The organism is Kouleothrix sp. (genome assembly GCF_046328425.1).
Lineage (GTDB): Bacteria > Chloroflexota > Chloroflexia > Chloroflexales > Roseiflexaceae > Kouleothrix.
Map to the genome: position 1 here is coordinate 119,200 of NZ_JAXLWP010000011.1, position 15,208 is coordinate 134,407.

Annotated in this window: 14 protein-coding genes; 4 read left to right on the forward strand and 10 right to left on the reverse strand. The window is 61.2% G+C overall.

Going from position 1 to position 15,208, the window contains the following annotated elements; genetic code table 11:
* The first annotated feature begins 2 nt into the window (after nucleotides 1-2).
* A complete protein-coding gene (locus U0177_RS12045; RefSeq protein WP_409570878.1) occupies nucleotides 3-485 on the forward strand; it encodes a response regulator in 483 nt (160 codons plus the stop codon).
* Here U0177_RS12045 and U0177_RS12050 read toward each other — a convergent pair.
* Genes U0177_RS12050 through U0177_RS12090 form a run of 9 tightly spaced genes read right to left on the reverse strand, consistent with a single transcriptional unit; the run spans nucleotide 447 to nucleotide 8,609 of the window.
* Complete coding sequence (locus tag U0177_RS12050; RefSeq protein WP_409570879.1) at nucleotides 447-1,271, reverse strand: hypothetical protein; 825 nt, start codon at nucleotides 1,269-1,271, stop codon at nucleotides 447-449. The two genes, U0177_RS12045 and U0177_RS12050, sit on opposite strands and share 39 nt — an antisense overlap.
* A 56-nt stretch (nucleotides 1,272-1,327) precedes the next feature.
* Complete coding sequence (locus U0177_RS12055) at nucleotides 1,328-1,876, reverse strand: serine O-acetyltransferase (protein ID WP_409570880.1); 549 nt, start codon at nucleotides 1,874-1,876, stop codon at nucleotides 1,328-1,330.
* Between the two features lie 2 nt (nucleotides 1,877-1,878).
* Nucleotides 1,879-2,889: an exopolysaccharide biosynthesis glycosyltransferase EpsD gene (gene epsD, locus U0177_RS12060; RefSeq protein WP_409570881.1), complete on the reverse strand. Its 1,011-nt coding sequence runs from the start codon at nucleotides 2,887-2,889 to the stop codon at nucleotides 1,879-1,881.
* The gene (locus U0177_RS12065; RefSeq protein WP_409570882.1) at nucleotides 2,889-3,437 is read right to left on the reverse strand and encodes an acyltransferase; all 549 of its coding nucleotides are present in this window, start codon (nucleotides 3,435-3,437) and stop codon (nucleotides 2,889-2,891) included. Before U0177_RS12065 ends, epsD begins: the two co-directional genes overlap by 1 nt.
* Entirely contained in the window at nucleotides 3,328-5,001 is a 1,674-nt protein-coding gene (locus U0177_RS12070; RefSeq protein WP_409570883.1) for an O-antigen ligase family protein, read from the reverse strand. The genes U0177_RS12065 and U0177_RS12070 overlap by 110 nt, the downstream gene beginning before the upstream one ends.
* A 10-nt stretch (nucleotides 5,002-5,011) precedes the next feature.
* Nucleotides 5,012-5,155, reverse strand: a complete 144-nt coding sequence (locus U0177_RS12075; RefSeq protein ID WP_409570884.1) for a hypothetical protein — start codon at nucleotides 5,153-5,155, stop codon at nucleotides 5,012-5,014.
* A gap of 4 nt (nucleotides 5,156-5,159) precedes the next feature.
* Nucleotides 5,160-5,954 (reverse strand): chromosome partitioning protein, encoded by a 795-nt coding sequence (locus U0177_RS12080; protein WP_409570885.1) that lies wholly within the window; start codon nucleotides 5,952-5,954, stop codon nucleotides 5,160-5,162.
* Nucleotides 5,951-7,456 (reverse strand): flippase, encoded by a 1,506-nt coding sequence (locus U0177_RS12085; RefSeq protein WP_409570886.1) that lies wholly within the window; start codon nucleotides 7,454-7,456, stop codon nucleotides 5,951-5,953. Before U0177_RS12085 ends, U0177_RS12080 begins: the two co-directional genes overlap by 4 nt.
* Before the next feature lie 49 nt (nucleotides 7,457-7,505).
* Entirely contained in the window at nucleotides 7,506-8,609 is a 1,104-nt protein-coding gene (locus U0177_RS12090) for a lipopolysaccharide biosynthesis protein (protein ID WP_409570887.1), read from the reverse strand.
* Between the two features lie 424 nt (nucleotides 8,610-9,033).
* Here U0177_RS12090 and U0177_RS12095 point away from each other — a divergent pair, with 424 nt between their 5' ends.
* The 3 genes from U0177_RS12095 (at nucleotide 9,034) to U0177_RS12105 (ending at nucleotide 12,528) form a co-directional block, all read left to right on the forward strand.
* Nucleotides 9,034-10,131, forward strand: a complete 1,098-nt coding sequence (locus U0177_RS12095; protein ID WP_409570888.1) for an N-acetylmuramoyl-L-alanine amidase — start codon at nucleotides 9,034-9,036, stop codon at nucleotides 10,129-10,131.
* Between the two features lie 52 nt (nucleotides 10,132-10,183).
* Nucleotides 10,184-11,863, forward strand: a complete 1,680-nt coding sequence (locus U0177_RS12100) for a DUF2357 domain-containing protein (protein ID WP_409570889.1) — start codon at nucleotides 10,184-10,186, stop codon at nucleotides 11,861-11,863.
* A gap of 233 nt (nucleotides 11,864-12,096) precedes the next feature.
* Nucleotides 12,097-12,528, forward strand: coding sequence for a zinc-ribbon domain containing protein (locus tag U0177_RS12105; RefSeq protein WP_409570890.1), 432 nt, complete (start codon nucleotides 12,097-12,099; stop codon nucleotides 12,526-12,528).
* A gap of 174 nt (nucleotides 12,529-12,702) precedes the next feature.
* On the opposite strand, the gene U0177_RS12110 is transcribed toward U0177_RS12105, so the two are convergent.
* The gene (locus U0177_RS12110; protein WP_409570891.1) at nucleotides 12,703-15,030 is read right to left on the reverse strand and encodes a sodium-translocating pyrophosphatase; all 2,328 of its coding nucleotides are present in this window, start codon (nucleotides 15,028-15,030) and stop codon (nucleotides 12,703-12,705) included.
* Nucleotides 15,031-15,208 lie beyond the last annotated feature (178 nt).

Below are 15,208 nucleotides of genomic sequence, written 5' to 3' on the forward strand. Positions count from 1 at the left end.
CCATGCCAAATATTCTTGTTGTTGATGATCACTCGACCAGCCAACGGCTGATGAGCTTTATTCTGCAACAGCACCAATATGCCACTACAACCGCGCTCAACGGCCGTCAGGCGCTCGATCGGCTAGCCGAGCAGCAGTTCGACCTGGTGATAACAGATCTGCATATGCCAGAGCTGAACGGCCTGGAGCTGCTTCACCAGATGCGCAGCGACGAGCGCTACCGTGCGATACCAGTGATCATTCTAACCGGCAGCGTTCACGACCAAGATCAGATGCGCGCGCACGAAGCCGGCGCGATCGCCTTTCTGACCAAGCCGGTTGGCTCCGACGAGGTTATTGCGACTGTTGGGCAGCTGCTGGCGGCGCGGCGTGCTGAGGAGCCGTATGCGGCCGACCCAGCCCCAGCGGTGGAGCAGGACGACCAGCGGGCAGGGGCGCTGAAGTTTCTAGGTCTTCGCCTGAAGAAGAAGATCAACGCGATCTAGGTAATACGTATCGGTAAACAGCTCGTCGTTTTTAATATACACGCCAGTGACGTACCGATACTGTGGATCGTATAGCAGCTTGTCGAGCCAGACAATCACTTCAACCCACGATTTAGCCGGAATACTGCGGTTGACCCCCAAATCGTACAGGCGTGTCTCGGAAAAGAGCGGCGCGTCTGGGGTCACCGCAGTATTAATTTTTACCGACGTGTCGTTGGCTACCCAGTATGTATACTGATTGCTACCCGTCACTGTTACGGCTAGATCGCTCGTGGCGATGATATGATCGCCACCACTTACCCAGAACCTCACACCTAACACCCGATCCGTACCGTAGATATCGCGCGAGTCTTTTTTTACCGAGAAGAACAAGCGCCCAAAGCCCTTGGCCGGTTGCACGAGAATGGCGACTTTCCCCTTCTCAGCGAAGGAGGTATTCGCAATATCGTAGCGCACGTTCTGGCTGGTATCCAAGCTCCAGTTAGGGTTAAGCTTCTCGTCGAAGATCGAGATCACTTCAATCTTATCAGGAAGGCGAGTCGGCTGGATATTGGCGCTTGCGGTGGCGGTAGGCTCGAGGACGAGCGTCGCAGTGGCCGTTGGGATACTCAGGGCGGTGGGAGTTGCAATACGGGTTGGGGCATCGCCAAAGATCGGCGCAATCGAAGGGGTAGGGTGCGGTGTTGGCGTAAGCTCGGTGCTTGATGCAAAACTCGTACACGCGCTCAGCGCTAGGCATAGCAAAAGCGCCGCAGAGGAGTGTTTAAAAGATTGCGATATTTTCAAGCTCGGCTCGCACTAATTGCATATTACTTCGTCTATGTATTATCGCCGATCTTGTGCTATTTTGCCAGCGTAGAAGACTGCCGAACAACTTTTGCAGGAATACCGACGGCCGTAGCTCCAGCCGGAATATTGTGAATAACAACCGCATTAGCGCCAATTACTGCATGATCTCCCACCGAAATACCACCTAACACCCGTGCCCCAGCGCCAATAAAGACGTTATCACCAATTTCGGGAAAGTCCCACTGATTACGCATGCCGATAGTAACAGCCGCGATGATGCTACAATTCGCGCCCATGCGCTTAGGCGCAATCACTGTACCAATTGGATGCGCAATATACAAACCGCCGCCAATATCGGCGCCAACCACAATCTCGAGACCATAGCGCCGGTAGATACGGCGCTGAATATAACCGGGGAACAGAGGGATGCGCTTGCGCTTAAACCACGAGCCCAACCGAAACCAAGCCACCGCGCGCAACGCCATATGTTGGAACAGCAGCCGTGATAGATCGCCAAATGTCAGTTGATCGGGGTCGCTAATCGGGCGGCCCAGGTAGTACACCGCCCAGCGATATGCATCGTGCCGAAAAAGTGTAAACATTGCTATTGCACCTGCGATAAGAATATCTTCCGCCCACCCAGCTCGTCGGCAATCCCCTGGTAGTACCGAAGGTTGAACATTCCACTATGGGTCATCTCAACCATGCGCTCGATACCAAAGCGATCGCTTTGCTGGCCCAGCACTCTGAGCCATGCAACCACACCTTTGCTTATGCTTCTGCGATCAAGGCACACGCGCACGAGCGCGCGGACAATCGGGTGCCGGTGGTGAAACTCTTCGTACACGGCCGGCAGCAGCCACATCTGCTGCTTGTCGCGCGCGAAGATCACCTCGTTGCGGCCATAGGTATATGGCGTCTCGATCCACGAGCGAAAGCTGCGCTCGGCATAGTGATAGCCCACGGCGGCGGGGTGAAACACAAAGCGTAAGTTATGGCTTGCCAGGCGATATGCAAGCTCGACATCCTCAGCGCGTCGAAAGGCCGGATCAAAACCGCCACTCGCATTGAGATGCCGGCGCGCCAGCGAGGTGTTGCCAGTGTAGAATTGGCGCGGGCTTGGCTGCCAGCGTCCCTTCTGCATGCTCTGATATTGTTTCATCAGCATTGCCTGCTCCCAGCGCACCCACGGCGACATTCGAAAATCGTCCGGCGTGAGCATCGGGCCAAGCACTACCACATCTGCGCCCGCTTGCTCATGCAGCGCCATATGTTCGGCGATCAGCTGAGCTGCTGGCACAACATCGTCATCGATGAAAAGAATGTATTCGCCGCTGGAGTGTGCAATGCCGGTATTGCGCGCGGTGGCGGGGCCTTGGTTTGCTTGGGTAACGAGCGCCAGGCGATACGGCATTACCAGATGATTCACATACTCGTGTGTGCCATCGCTCGATCCATCCGAGACAACAATCACTTCAAAGTCGGCCAGCGGGTATGATTGTTCAGCAAGCGCGGACAGCACCTGCTTAAGGCGCATGAGGCGATTATAAGTGGGAATAACTACGCTAACCTTAAACATTCGGGCTTTCTCCGCAATAACACTTTCTTCGCGCATTATAAGCTCCGGATCGGGTGCGCCGGCACACCCGCTACAAGCGCATTCGCGGGAACATCGCGGGTAACCACGGCACCAGCAGCCACCACTGCCCCAGCGCCAATAGTTACACCGGGTAATACCAGCACCCGTGCGCCTAACCAGGCGCCATCCTGAATAACAACCGGCTTTGTATAGGTAGGCCCAGCGCGAAACTCGGCTGGGCCAAATGCATGGCTCGTCGTCAAAATCATCACTTGGTGCCCAAGCGCGACACCATCGCCAATGGTAATCGAGGCGCCCAGATCGAAGAAGCAGCCGACATTTACCAGGCAGCGGCGGCCGAACGACAGCCGCGTGTACAGATCGCGATTGCCGGTAATACGCGGCATCCCCCACATCACGCTGCCATGGCCGATCCGGAAGCCAGCCGCACGCAGCGCGTATACTCGCAGGCGGCTACCGACGTGGCTCGGCAGCAGGGCGCAGCACATCTGCGTAAGCAGGAGCCGGGGATGCAGGCCGCTTGTCTCTTCGCGAGCGACGTGGAGTAGCTTTTCCAGCGGCATATGGACCCTCGTGTAGTGGGCGAAGACCAGGGACAGGCAGCGGTTCGGGTTGCCAGGGCCAGCGCTTCGCCGGCGCCGGAACCGGGGTATCGGCAAGCCGCTCGACGCAGTTGACGATGCCCATCATAGTGCCGACATAGAGCATGCTTTGAGCTTCCCACGACATATCGACGTAGGCGTACACGAAGTGCATGACAATATACAGTGTTGCGGTAAGCGTGATTGCGCTCAGATCGCCGCCGGGCATCCGCCAAAGGGCGCGTGAGCCGACAACGATCGACATACCGACCAGCATGAGCATCGCGAGAAAGCCGCCGGCGCCCATCTGCATCCAGATCCACATGATCGAGTTGTGGGTGATATATTCCCACCACTCGAAAAAGCTGATGTCAGGCATCTTCGCAACAATAAAAAACTTATTACCAAAGCCGATACCGGTGAGCGGCCGTGACTTAATAGTGAACTTAGCGTTTGTATTCTCGATCACACGATACACATTCGACGAGTCGTCGCGGCCGCCCTGCTGTGGCGCAATCACCGAACGGATGGCGCGCGCCGGCATGCCAATCCCGCCGCTGCTATTCCAGAAGGCCGCGAGATACACAGCGCCGAGCACCACAGCGATTGGCATGATCGTCCAGAAAACCTTGCGGTGCACAAAGTAGAGCACATAGGCCATCAGAGCCAGGGCGAGCGCCAAGGTAATGAACGAAGCGCGCCGTTGGTTAGCAAAGTAGCTAAACAGCATGATCGGCATCATGAGCGGCAGGATGACGCGCTTAGCGCGCGAGCCGCGGAACATCCAGACACTCGCAGCCAGCACAAAGGCAGTATTCAGGTGGATCGAAAAAGAGTGCTCGGCGATCGACTCAACCGAGTGCAGGTTATATTTCAATATAGTGGCGACAAACCACGCGCCATTGCAGGCATCGAAGAACAGCGCCGTCATGGCGACCCAGATCAGCGTATTGAGCTGCTGGCGTGTCTTGATCAGGTTGCTGGTAAGGAACAGCATCGCCGGAAGGCACAAGATAAAGCGTACCTCCCAGAGCGCAATCTTGCGATCGGCGTGGTGTGTAATGCCATAGAGCAAACCGAAGAGCACAAAGAACGTAAACCCGAGCGCGGGCCACAGCAACGGGCCGCCAAAACCTTTGAACTTGCGCTGCATCGCGGCGCGCCCAAGCCACGAGATGAATGTGAGGCCAATGAAGATCTCGGCCGGGCTAAAGCTTGTGGCTCGGCCAATGTACAGCAGCGACTCGGCGCTGGACAAATTCTTCACGAACGGGAACCACGGCGTCAGAAGCATATCGCCCGCCAGCCCGAAGCCCACCAGCTGGTAGACACCATAGCGCGGCTCGTAGAGCACCGCGACAATGCCCACGAGAAAGCAGACCCAGCCGACTACTGCGAAGCTTGGCGTGCCACGGATCATCAGCAGCGCGGTGAGCGCAGTGAAACCAAGCAGAGCGGCCAGCCACAGGCCCCACGCCATTGCTGAACGGCGAGCCTGAGCTGTGCTGCTAAGCGGGCCAGAATATGTGAGAAATGTATCGCTCACTGTATGAAGCCTAAATCTGATTAAAGAAGAAGTAAGCGATTGAAAGACAAATAGCCAGGCCAAAGACCATCCACTGGTTGATGCGTAGTTCATATCGCCGCAGAACCGTCGCCATGATGAACGTCGCTACGATAAACCCCATGAACAGCTTCATTGATTTACTCCTGTGGCACCAAGCGATTCATCCAGCGTGGCAGATCGGAGCCGATCTGATTAAGCACCACTCCGAGCATATTCAGATGCACGAGTGAGTCGAGCGCGCGACGCACACTTGAAACCGGTGTAACGCCCTGACGCACCACCAGGCAGCAGCCTTGGCTCAACGATGCCAGCGCAATCGCATCGGTAGTCGCGCTGATGGCCGGGATATCGAGCACGAGGTGATCGAAGCGCTCGGCAAGCTGAGCCAGGCAGTTCTTGAGCGCTTCACTGCGAGCCATCGAAGGGCGCTGCTCGGCCGGCAACACACCGGCGGGAAGAAGCATGAGATTTGGCAGCTCGGTGGCGATGAGAGCATCGTCGAGCGCGCAGGCTTGAGTCAGCACCCCGGCGATTCCCGGCCCCGCCACAAACCCAGAGTGCTCGATTGGTTCGGCCGGCTTCTTCTTGCGGCGGCCTAGTGGCGTCGCGACGACGGGTTCGGACAGGCGCGCCTGCAGGCCAGGCGCATACCAGTTCAGCTCGACAACGCAAACGCGCGCTTGGAGGTCGCTGGCGAGCGTGGTAGCCAGCGCCAGTGCAGTGTACGTGACGCCCTCGCCCCTGAACGCGGCAACCAGCGCGAGACTCTTGGGCAGTGTCTGGTTGTAGATCAGTGTATTTTCCAGATGGCGAATGCTACCAATCACCTCGGCGGGAAAGATATGCAGCAGATCGCCGGTGGCCGAGCGAAGGAGCAACGGTAGCTCGTGGTCCTCGGCGGCTGGCTGTTTTTTTCGACGCAATAGCATCATGGCGTTTTTGCCCCTTCCGCTGGAACAGTATTCGCGCCACGCCTGCGCAGGCGGCCCAGCGCTTTCAGGCTGACTTCTTTTAACAGCTGAAGATCTTCAGCCGGTACAACGCGTAGCAACAAGATCAGCGCGCCATAGACAATCGCCCCGCACACAATTGGAACGACGATGAAGATGTCGCGCAGCCACCAGGAGATGGCCGCCATGACCACACCAGCCGCCAGAACACGCAGCCCTACGCCGATGCTCGAGCGCCCGAGCGAGCCCTTGGGGAGCAGCCGGATACCCACGGCGGCCATAACGACCTCGGTGATCAGGAAACTCAGCGAGCCAGCAATAGCACCATTGCTCCATTGCTGCTGGCACCAAGGTACCAGAACAATATCGAGCGGTACGGTCAGGGCAGTTGCGACCAGAATCACGACCGTCCAGACATTCTGCCGATCGGTAGAGGTAAGAAACTGGCCAAGCAAAATATTCTGGTAGGTGGGAATAAGCACCAGCCCCATCAGCGCCAGCACCGGGCCGCTTGGCGCAAAATCGGCGCCGTAGAGCAGCACCACCAGCGGATCGGCCAAGACGAACAGCCCCAGGCCAAGCGGCACGCTGAGCACCAGCATGAGATCGAAGCTTTTTTGAATAATGCGCGACACCGAGTCCGAGGCGTTGGCGTAGGCGCGCGTTAGGCTTGGGAAAGCTGCAGTGGTGAGGATCACCGGAAGGAACATGGTTGTTCCGAACAGGCGCGACGCCGAAGCATACCAGCCTACCTGGGTTGTATTTATGAGCGACGAGATCACCAGCACGTCGACCTGGCCATAGGCCACAAGGCCAAGGCTGGAAGCCAGGTATGGCAGCCCCGCGCGCATAATCGACCACATATGCTGGAGGTTAAAGGCAATACGGATAGGATAGCGCCGCCACAATACGCCATACTGCAACACCAGGCCCACCAGCATCGCAACAATGGTGACGATCGCAATGCCATACACCCCGTACCCAAGCAGCAGTACGGCGATGCCCAGCGCGGTATTAGCGACACGGCTAATGATCCCGGCGATCGAGACATATTCCATCAGCTCGATGCCCTGGAGCGCCGCCTGAGTGGCCAGGTAGATCTGGGTGACCAGCTGTGCGACGCCCAGCAGCGCGACGAGCACCAGGGTTGTCGGCGAAAAATGGGCCAAGTAGGCATACAGCGCCACAGCGCCGCAGCTCAGCAGGAACAGCGCCGTGCGCGCGATCATGGTGGTGCCCAGCAGCTCGGGCAGCTGCTCAGGCGATCGGGCAATCTGCTTGATCAGCAGCGTGTCCATGCCAAAGTTGATGAACACGCCCATGATCGTCCAGAGCGACGATGCCAGCGTATATTCGCCAACAAGTGTGGCCCCAAGGTAACGCGCGAGTACGACGGTGAGCACCAACGTTAGCGCCCAGGTAATAAGCTGCGAGGCCATCAGCACTGTGGCATTTTTAACGACAGTCGTTGCATTACTACGCATATCATGGCTCTATTCTGCTCGGCGAGTAACTGGCGTGCCTGGCACAATTTCAGGCGACCGCTTGATCGTGCAGCCCAACAGCAAGCGTATCGTCGTGTTGTTGGGTTTGCGCGGCCGGCGCGCTCGCCGCCTGGCTCAGGCTGGCGAGCATACCCTGAGCCACCGGCAGCACAGCAGGCAAGCGCCCGACATTGGGAACCAGCGCAAGCACGGGCAGGTCAAGGCCATTACGAACATCGATAGCGAAGCGGAAGCTGCGGTCGAGCAGCGCGCCACCGATCACGCCGACAATGCTCAGCACAATGCCGGCAACCACAAAGATCGCCGCGCTGAGCGCCATTGTTCTCAAGCTGCGCTCGGGCTTGAGCGGCACGATTGGCGCATCGATCAGGAGGTAGTTCTGGCGCACATTGCTTTCGGCCTGCGACTGAGCCAGGCGCGCGCTTTCTTCTTTCTCGAGCGCATTTTCGAGGCGAGTGGAAGCCGAGTTGATCGCCGACTGGAGCTGCGAGAGCTGCACCTGCTCCTCAGGCGGGCGCTCGCCGCGCAGCGGCTGCGGATGCGTCTGCAAGAACACCTTGAGGTCGTCGCGGTTTTTTTGCAGCTCCTGCTGGTAGGGCGGGATGACCTGAGCGAAAAACGACTGCGCGACCGCGCTTTCCTGCTGATCGCCGTTAAGCTTCCATTGAGTGTAGGCGTCGATTGTGGCCTGGGCTAGCTGCTGAGCCAGCACAGGGTCGCGGTTGAGCGCGCTGATCTCTATCAGATTGTCGCCAACCATCTGCACCTGGATCGCGGTGCGGAAATCGTCCATGGTCGCGGTAACGTCGCTCGGGTCGCCGGACATCTTCGCTTCCAGATCGGTCTTCTTGATTGCCGAGCGAATAAATGCATCGGTCTGAAGTAGCTCGGAAAGCTCATTCAGCGCGATCTGGGTAGGCGTGCTCCAGGAGATACCATCGTTCTGGATCTGGGTAAGCGACGAGAGAAGCGACGACTTTTGAACATACAGCGTTCCGCGCGACGCAAACTCGGGCTTGGAGAGACTAATATAGCCGCCCGCAGCGACGATCATCATAAGAACGGGGAGGAGATTCAGCCAGCGGTGGCGAAAGTAGCTCTCGAACACACGTAGGATAATGAGGCGTATCATGCGTGGATCCTTGCCTATTTAAACGGTTTGCAGCGACGGCGCACGTATTGAGATGATAGCAAAGCGGAGTTTTGCGGTCAATGATTTTTGTGTAGCAAAAAAATAATATAATGGTCTATTTGGAATAAATTTTGTTCATATATCGAAGATTTACTACAGTTTGTATTCGAAATTGTTATTAATCTGATCATAAAGCGCAGGAGGTGAGCATAAAGATACGGGTATGAGCGGCGCTCAGCGTCCGTGAGAAAGTAGTATGCAGGCTAAGGCCTCACGCCGCACACACTCATATACCTCTCATCTCGCGAGGTTCTCGGCGCCGGGCAGCTATGCTATACTGCCGCCATTCACCATTCGCCGTTCACAGCATCCGCAGGGGTACCCAGTGGCCGCACGGCTATTCCACAAACGTTTGCTGTTCGGAATGCTCGCAGCGCTGGTTGGCGCGGGGCTGTTCGCCTTCTATGCACCGGCGCCCGCCGCTGCGCCGCCGCTGCCGCCGACCGCTGTGGCGCTGGCTGCCGCCCGCGACACCGATACACCCACGGCCAGCATGCTGCCCACGAACACCGCCCGGCCGCCATCGCCGACTACCACAGCTGTACCTACGAATACGCCCGTCCCACCGACCGCCACGCCGAGCGCCATTCCCACACCATCACCGCGCCCGGCCGGCAGCGTAGCGCGCGTTGGCATCCAGGCAGGCCACTGGAAAGCGAGCGAGCTACCCGACGAGCTAGCGCGCCTGCGCACTTCGTCGGGCGCACACGCCGCTGGCTATGCCGAGGCCGATGTGAACCTCGACGTCGCGCAGCGTGTCGCCGCGCTGCTCACCAGCCATGGCCTGGCCGTCGACCTGCTGCCAGCTACCATTCCATCCAGCTACGACGCCGACGTGTTTGTGTCGATCCATGCCGATGGCTCGGCCAATGCCGGCGCGCGTGGCTTCAAACTCGCGACGCCCTGGCGTACTTCGCGCGCCTCGCAGCTGCTGCTCGAGAGCGTGGAGGCCGAGTATGGCGCCGCCACCGGCCTGCCCGAAGACGGCGCAATCACCATCAATATGCGCGGCTACTACGCCTTCAACTACCGCCGCCACGAGCACTCGATCGCCCGCACCACCCCGGCGATCATCATTGAGATGGGCTTTCTCACCAACGCCGCCGACCGAGCGCTGTTTATTGGCCAGGCCGACCGCGCGGCGGTGGGGATTGCCAACGGCATTGTGCGCTACCTGAACACGCGCGACCCGAGCGACGGCGCAGCGCTCCTGCCGCCAGAGTACAAGACCCAGCGCGCGCTCGACGTGGCTGGCGCCGATGTGCGCGCCGCGCCAAACGACACTGCCAAGGTGCTCAAGCACCTCGACGCGCGCGGCCGCTTCTTCGTATTCGCCGAGCGCAATGGCTGGTACCAAGGGTTTGTGCGAGGCGAGTGGCGCATGATCGGCTGGGTACGCAAAGACCAGGTGACAGACACCAACGACCCGCTGCCGACGCCGCCGCCCTCGACCGATTCATAAAACGTGGTAGAATTCGGCCGCGTTCGCACGTGCAGCCAGATCTGCTTCCGCTATGATCGAGATCGATGTCAGCCCCGCCGCCACAGCCGAGCTTCCCGCGCTGGCCGAGCACCAGCCGGCCGAGTTCGTATGCAGCGCAGCCCCGGGCGCGCGCCTAGTGCTGCGCATCGACGGCATCGTGCTCGAGCCATTTCTGCGCCCTGGCGAGGCCACCTGGCGCTGGCGCTGGAACCCAGGCACGGCAGTGGGCCTGCACCGTGTCGAGCTGGCGATCGACGAGAGCTCGGGCACGGCCCGGCGCGACCTGGCGTTGCGCGTGATGGCGCGCAAGATCGACCAGGCGCGCTACGAGGCGCTGATCGACGACCTGCAACGGGTGGCCTACCGGCTGGTGGTGGCGCTGGGCGGCGCCAGCGCCGAAGGCGCCGCGCTCGAACGCGGCGCACCCTGGAATCTCAGCCCGACCGAAGAGTATTATGCGCTGCTCGAAGACCGGCTCGGCGTGTTTGCGCGGGCAGTACGTCGCATCGCCGCGCAGCCGCGCGAGCAGCTGCGCGACGTAGCCACGCGCGAGCCGCTGGGCACCGCCGCAGAGATTAGCGCGGCGGCGCTGGCCGGGCTGGCACGCGGCGAGTTCGACCCGGCGCCACCCGAGGTTGCGGCCGAGCTTCAGGCAGCGTTGCGGCCTGGCGGCGGTGTGCTGCCGCGCGAAGTTGCAGGGCGCGCCGGCCAACCCAGCGCCGACACCTACGAGCACAGGCTGCTCAAGCACCTGCTGGTGCTGCTGGCGCGGCGGGCGCGCTTTGTCGGCACGCTGGCCACGCGCGAGGCCGCGCGCCTGGCGGCCAGCGCGCCCGCCGCCGACCTCGCGATGGCGCGCCGCGCGCGCGCCGAGCAGATTGTGGCCGGCTGCGCCGAAGCTAGCGCCACACTGCGCGAGCTACAGGCGCTGCCATTTCTGGCCGAGGTGCACGCGCTGCTGGCCTTTCGCGGCGCCACCCCGCTGCTGCAGCGCGACGCGCACTATCGCGAGGTATACCGCATGTGGCAGGCGCTGCGCCAGCAGCCGCAGTTCGCCTTCGATAGCCCGCTGTTCGCCACGCCGATCGCCGACCTGCCGCGGCTGTACGAAAGCTGGTGCGCCATCCAGGTGGCCGAAGCGCTGCTGACGCTTGGCGGCGAGCTGCGCGCCCAACACCTGATTGAGGTGCGCCAGCCGCGCGACGACGCGCTCGAGCACGTCGTCGCGCTGAGCGAGCGCGCGCCGCTGCTCGAGGTTACACGTGGCGAGTGGACGATCACGCTGCGCTACCAGCCACGCTATCGCCCAGCACGAGGAGAAGCGAGAGCTGAGGATGCGGCAGAGGCCGGCGGCGCCCGGCGCCAAGCGCCTGGTGCTGCTGGCTTGGGCTCGCTCGACCGCTACACCCACGTGCCCGACCTGGCGATCGAGCTGCGCGCTGCCGGCCAGCCACCGCAGGCGATCATCCTCGACGCCAAGTACCGGGTCGAGGCCGATGGCCAGCGCGTGCCGCAGGACGCGCTAGCCGACGCGTACACGTACCTCGGCGCGATTGGCCGTGAGGGCCGGCGCGCCAGCCTTACAGCGCTGCTGCTCTACCCTGGCGCAGGCCTGCCCGAAGAGTACTCTAGCGGAGTGGGCGCTATTCCGCTGCTGCCAGGCTACACGGCACACCTCGCGGCGGCGATCGGGCGCTGGCTGCCTGGTTAAAAGAGCAAAACTCTTTACAAGAGTAGTGAGATTTTCTCCCACGGTTGCGATCTGACCCTTGAATTGTAATAAAACATATGATATAGTGGCTGGCAAGGTTTGGTCCCCGCGAAGTGCCCCGGATGCTTTGCCCGCTGCAAGCGCAGTCCCGAGAGCTTGTCGTAACCCAAACCCCCGTTCGGCAACTGGTTTCAGGAGTGGATCGTAGCCGATCCAAAGGAGCATGGCGAGCGATGAGCTACGCTGACAAAACGTTAACGTGCCGGGATTGTGGCACGCAGTTCGTGTTCACGGCAGGGGAGCAAGAGTTCTACGCGCAGAAAGGCTTCACCAACGAGCCTTCGCGCTGCCCCTCCTGCCGTCAGGCGCGCAAGCAGGGCGGTGGCCGAAGCAGCGGCGGCTACGGCGATCGGGACAGCTACGGCGGCGGCGGCTACAGCGACCGGGACAGCTACGGCGGCGGCGGCGGCGGCTACAGCAGCCGGCGTGGCGGCGGCGGTGGCGGTGGTGGCGGTCGCGCCAGCTTCGGCGGCGAGCGCGAGATGCACACCGTCACCTGCGCCAACTGCGGCAAGGAGGCCAAAGTGCCGTTCCTGCCGCGCGGCGACAAGCCTGTCTACTGCGACGACTGCTTCCAGCAGCAGCGCCGCTCGAGCCGCTGGTAGCTCCTTGCCAGTTCGAGAGTCGAAAGCGACGGGCCGCAATTGCGGCCCGTCGCTTTTCTGTTGGCGGCAGTGTTTCTGGCGGGTCGTGGCCACGAATGTGGCCACGACGTCAGGCAACAAGAGTGCGAGGGGCATTGCCCCTCGCACTCTTGTTCCTACGCAGGCTTTCAGCAGCTAGGCTTTCTTGGCGCTCGGCACCGGCGAGCTTGGCTCAACAGCCACAGACTCGCCTTCGCGCTTGCTCTGCCAGATCGCCCAGACTAGCGCCGCGAGGCACAGCAGCATCGCCACAATCACGCCGATGCCGATCGACTGGCCTGGCACGCGCACGGTGACCACGATCGGCGCGATGATCACCGCCACGAGGTTGATCACCTTGATCATCGGGTTAAGCGCCGGGCCAGCGGTGTCCTTCAGCGGGTCGCCGACGGTGTCGCCGACGACGGCGGCCTTATGCGGCTCGGAGTGCTTGCCGCCGTAGTTGCCTTCCTCGATGTACTTCTTGGCGTTATCCCAGGCACCGCCAGCGTTCGACTGGAACACGGCCATCAGCTGGCCCGAGAGGATGATGCCGGCCAGGAAGCCGCCGAGCGCCTCGACGCCCAGCAGGAAGCCGACAAGCACCGGCACCATCACCGCGATCACGCCGAGGCTGACCAGCTCCTTCTGGGCCGCCGAGGTCGAGATGCTGACGGCGCGGGCGTAGTCGGGCAGCACCTTCCCCTCCATCAAGCCGGGGATCTTGAACTGGCGCCGCACCTCGTTCACAATCTGCGAAGCCGCGCGCGACACCGCGCGGATCGTCAGCGACGAGAACAGGAACGGCACCGCGCCGCCGACCAGCAGGCCAATGAACACCAGCGGCGAGGCCACATCGATACCCGAGAGCGGCGTCTGGCCAAGCTGCTGCTGCACCTTACCGGTATCGGTGAGGAACGAGCCAAACAGTGCCACGGCGGCGATCACCGCCGAGCCAATCGCGATGCCCTTGGTGACGGCCTTGGTGGTGTTGCCGACCGCGTCGAGGTCGTCCATCACGTTGCGGGCGTTCTTATCGAGCCCGGCCATCTCGCCGATGCCATTGGCGTTATCGGAGATCGGGCCGAACGAGTCCATCGAGATCGTATTGCCGGTGAGCGAGAGCATGCCGATGCCGGTAAGCGACACGCCGTACAGCACCGAGGCGAACTGGATCGTCGCGTTGCTGGAGTAGCCGCTGAAGATCAGCACCGAGGCCAGGATCGACAGGCCGATCACAATGATCGCCCACACGCTCGACTCCATGCCCAGCGACAGGCCCGAGAGGATGTTGGTGGCCGCGCCAGTCTGCGAGGCGCTGCTGGTTTCCTTCACCGGCGAGTAGTGCGTCGAGGTGAAGTACTCGGTGAGCTTGTCGAGCACGATGGCCAGGATGATACCCGAGAGCGTGGCCAGGAACGGCCGCCAATCGACCTGCCCGGTGGTCGGGTCGGTCATGAAGAAGGGTGTGATCGCTATAAAGCCGAGCACCGCAATGGCGGCGGCGATATAGTAGCCCTTGTTCATAGCAGCCATCGCGTTGCGGCGGCGCTCGTCGGTGCGCACGAACTGGTTACCGATGATCGACGCGATCACGCCGATGCCGCGGAGCAGCAGTGCGAAGACCACAAAGCGCAGCGCCGAGCCGGGCACGTTGGGCGATGCCGAGGCGGCCCCGAGCACGATGCCCAGGATCATCGCCGACACCAGCGTAACCTCAAAGCTCTCGAACACGTCGGCGGCCATGCCGGCGCAGTCGCCGACGTTATCGCCGACAAGGTCGGCGATAACTGCCGCGTTGCGCGGGTCGTCCTCGGGGATGCCGGCCTCGACCTTGCCGACCAAGTCGGCACCGACATCGGCGGCCTTGGTGTAAATACCGCCGCCCACGCGCATAAACAGCGCGATCAGCGAGCCGCCAAAGCCGAAGCCCAGCAGCGCGTCGGGGGCGGCCATGCCGAACACCAAGAAGATCAGCGTACCGCCAAGCAGGCCCAGGCCGACGCACAGCATACCAGTGACCGAGCCCGACTTATACGCGATCTGCATGGCCGGGTTGTAGCCCTTGCGCGAGGCCGCGGCCACGCGCACGTTGCCCTCGACGGCCACGTTCATGCCGATGAAGCCCACCGAGTACGAGAACAGCGAGCCCATCAGGAAGGCAATCGCGCGGCCGATCGCCACGTAGGTGGTGGCATTGGCGCCAAACATCTCGTTAGCCTCGGCCGTGGGAGGCACCACAAACACGCTGGCGGCCATCACCAGCGTCAGCACGCCGATCAGAATGACGATCGTGCGGAACTGCCGGCCCAGGTAGGCATTTGCCCCGGCCTTGATAAAGCCCCACACCTCTTGCATGCGCGCCGTGCCCTTATCCTGCGAGAGGATCTGCGAGCGCAGAAAAAAGGTATACACCAGGCTGAGGATGGCGATCCCAAGCACCACCAGCACAGCGTAAAGCTGCGATTGGTTTAGCTGACCCATACAAGCACTCCTTCAACATCGAAACGACCAGCACGATCGTACAACATAGCATCATTGGGCGGCAGCGCCCGGCCGAGCATCAATGCGTCGTTCTCCTTTCATTCGACTGACCAATCGCCGCCCGCGGGCCGCATACCCGGCCCAACGCATAATACTGCCCACGCCAGCATGCCGGCGT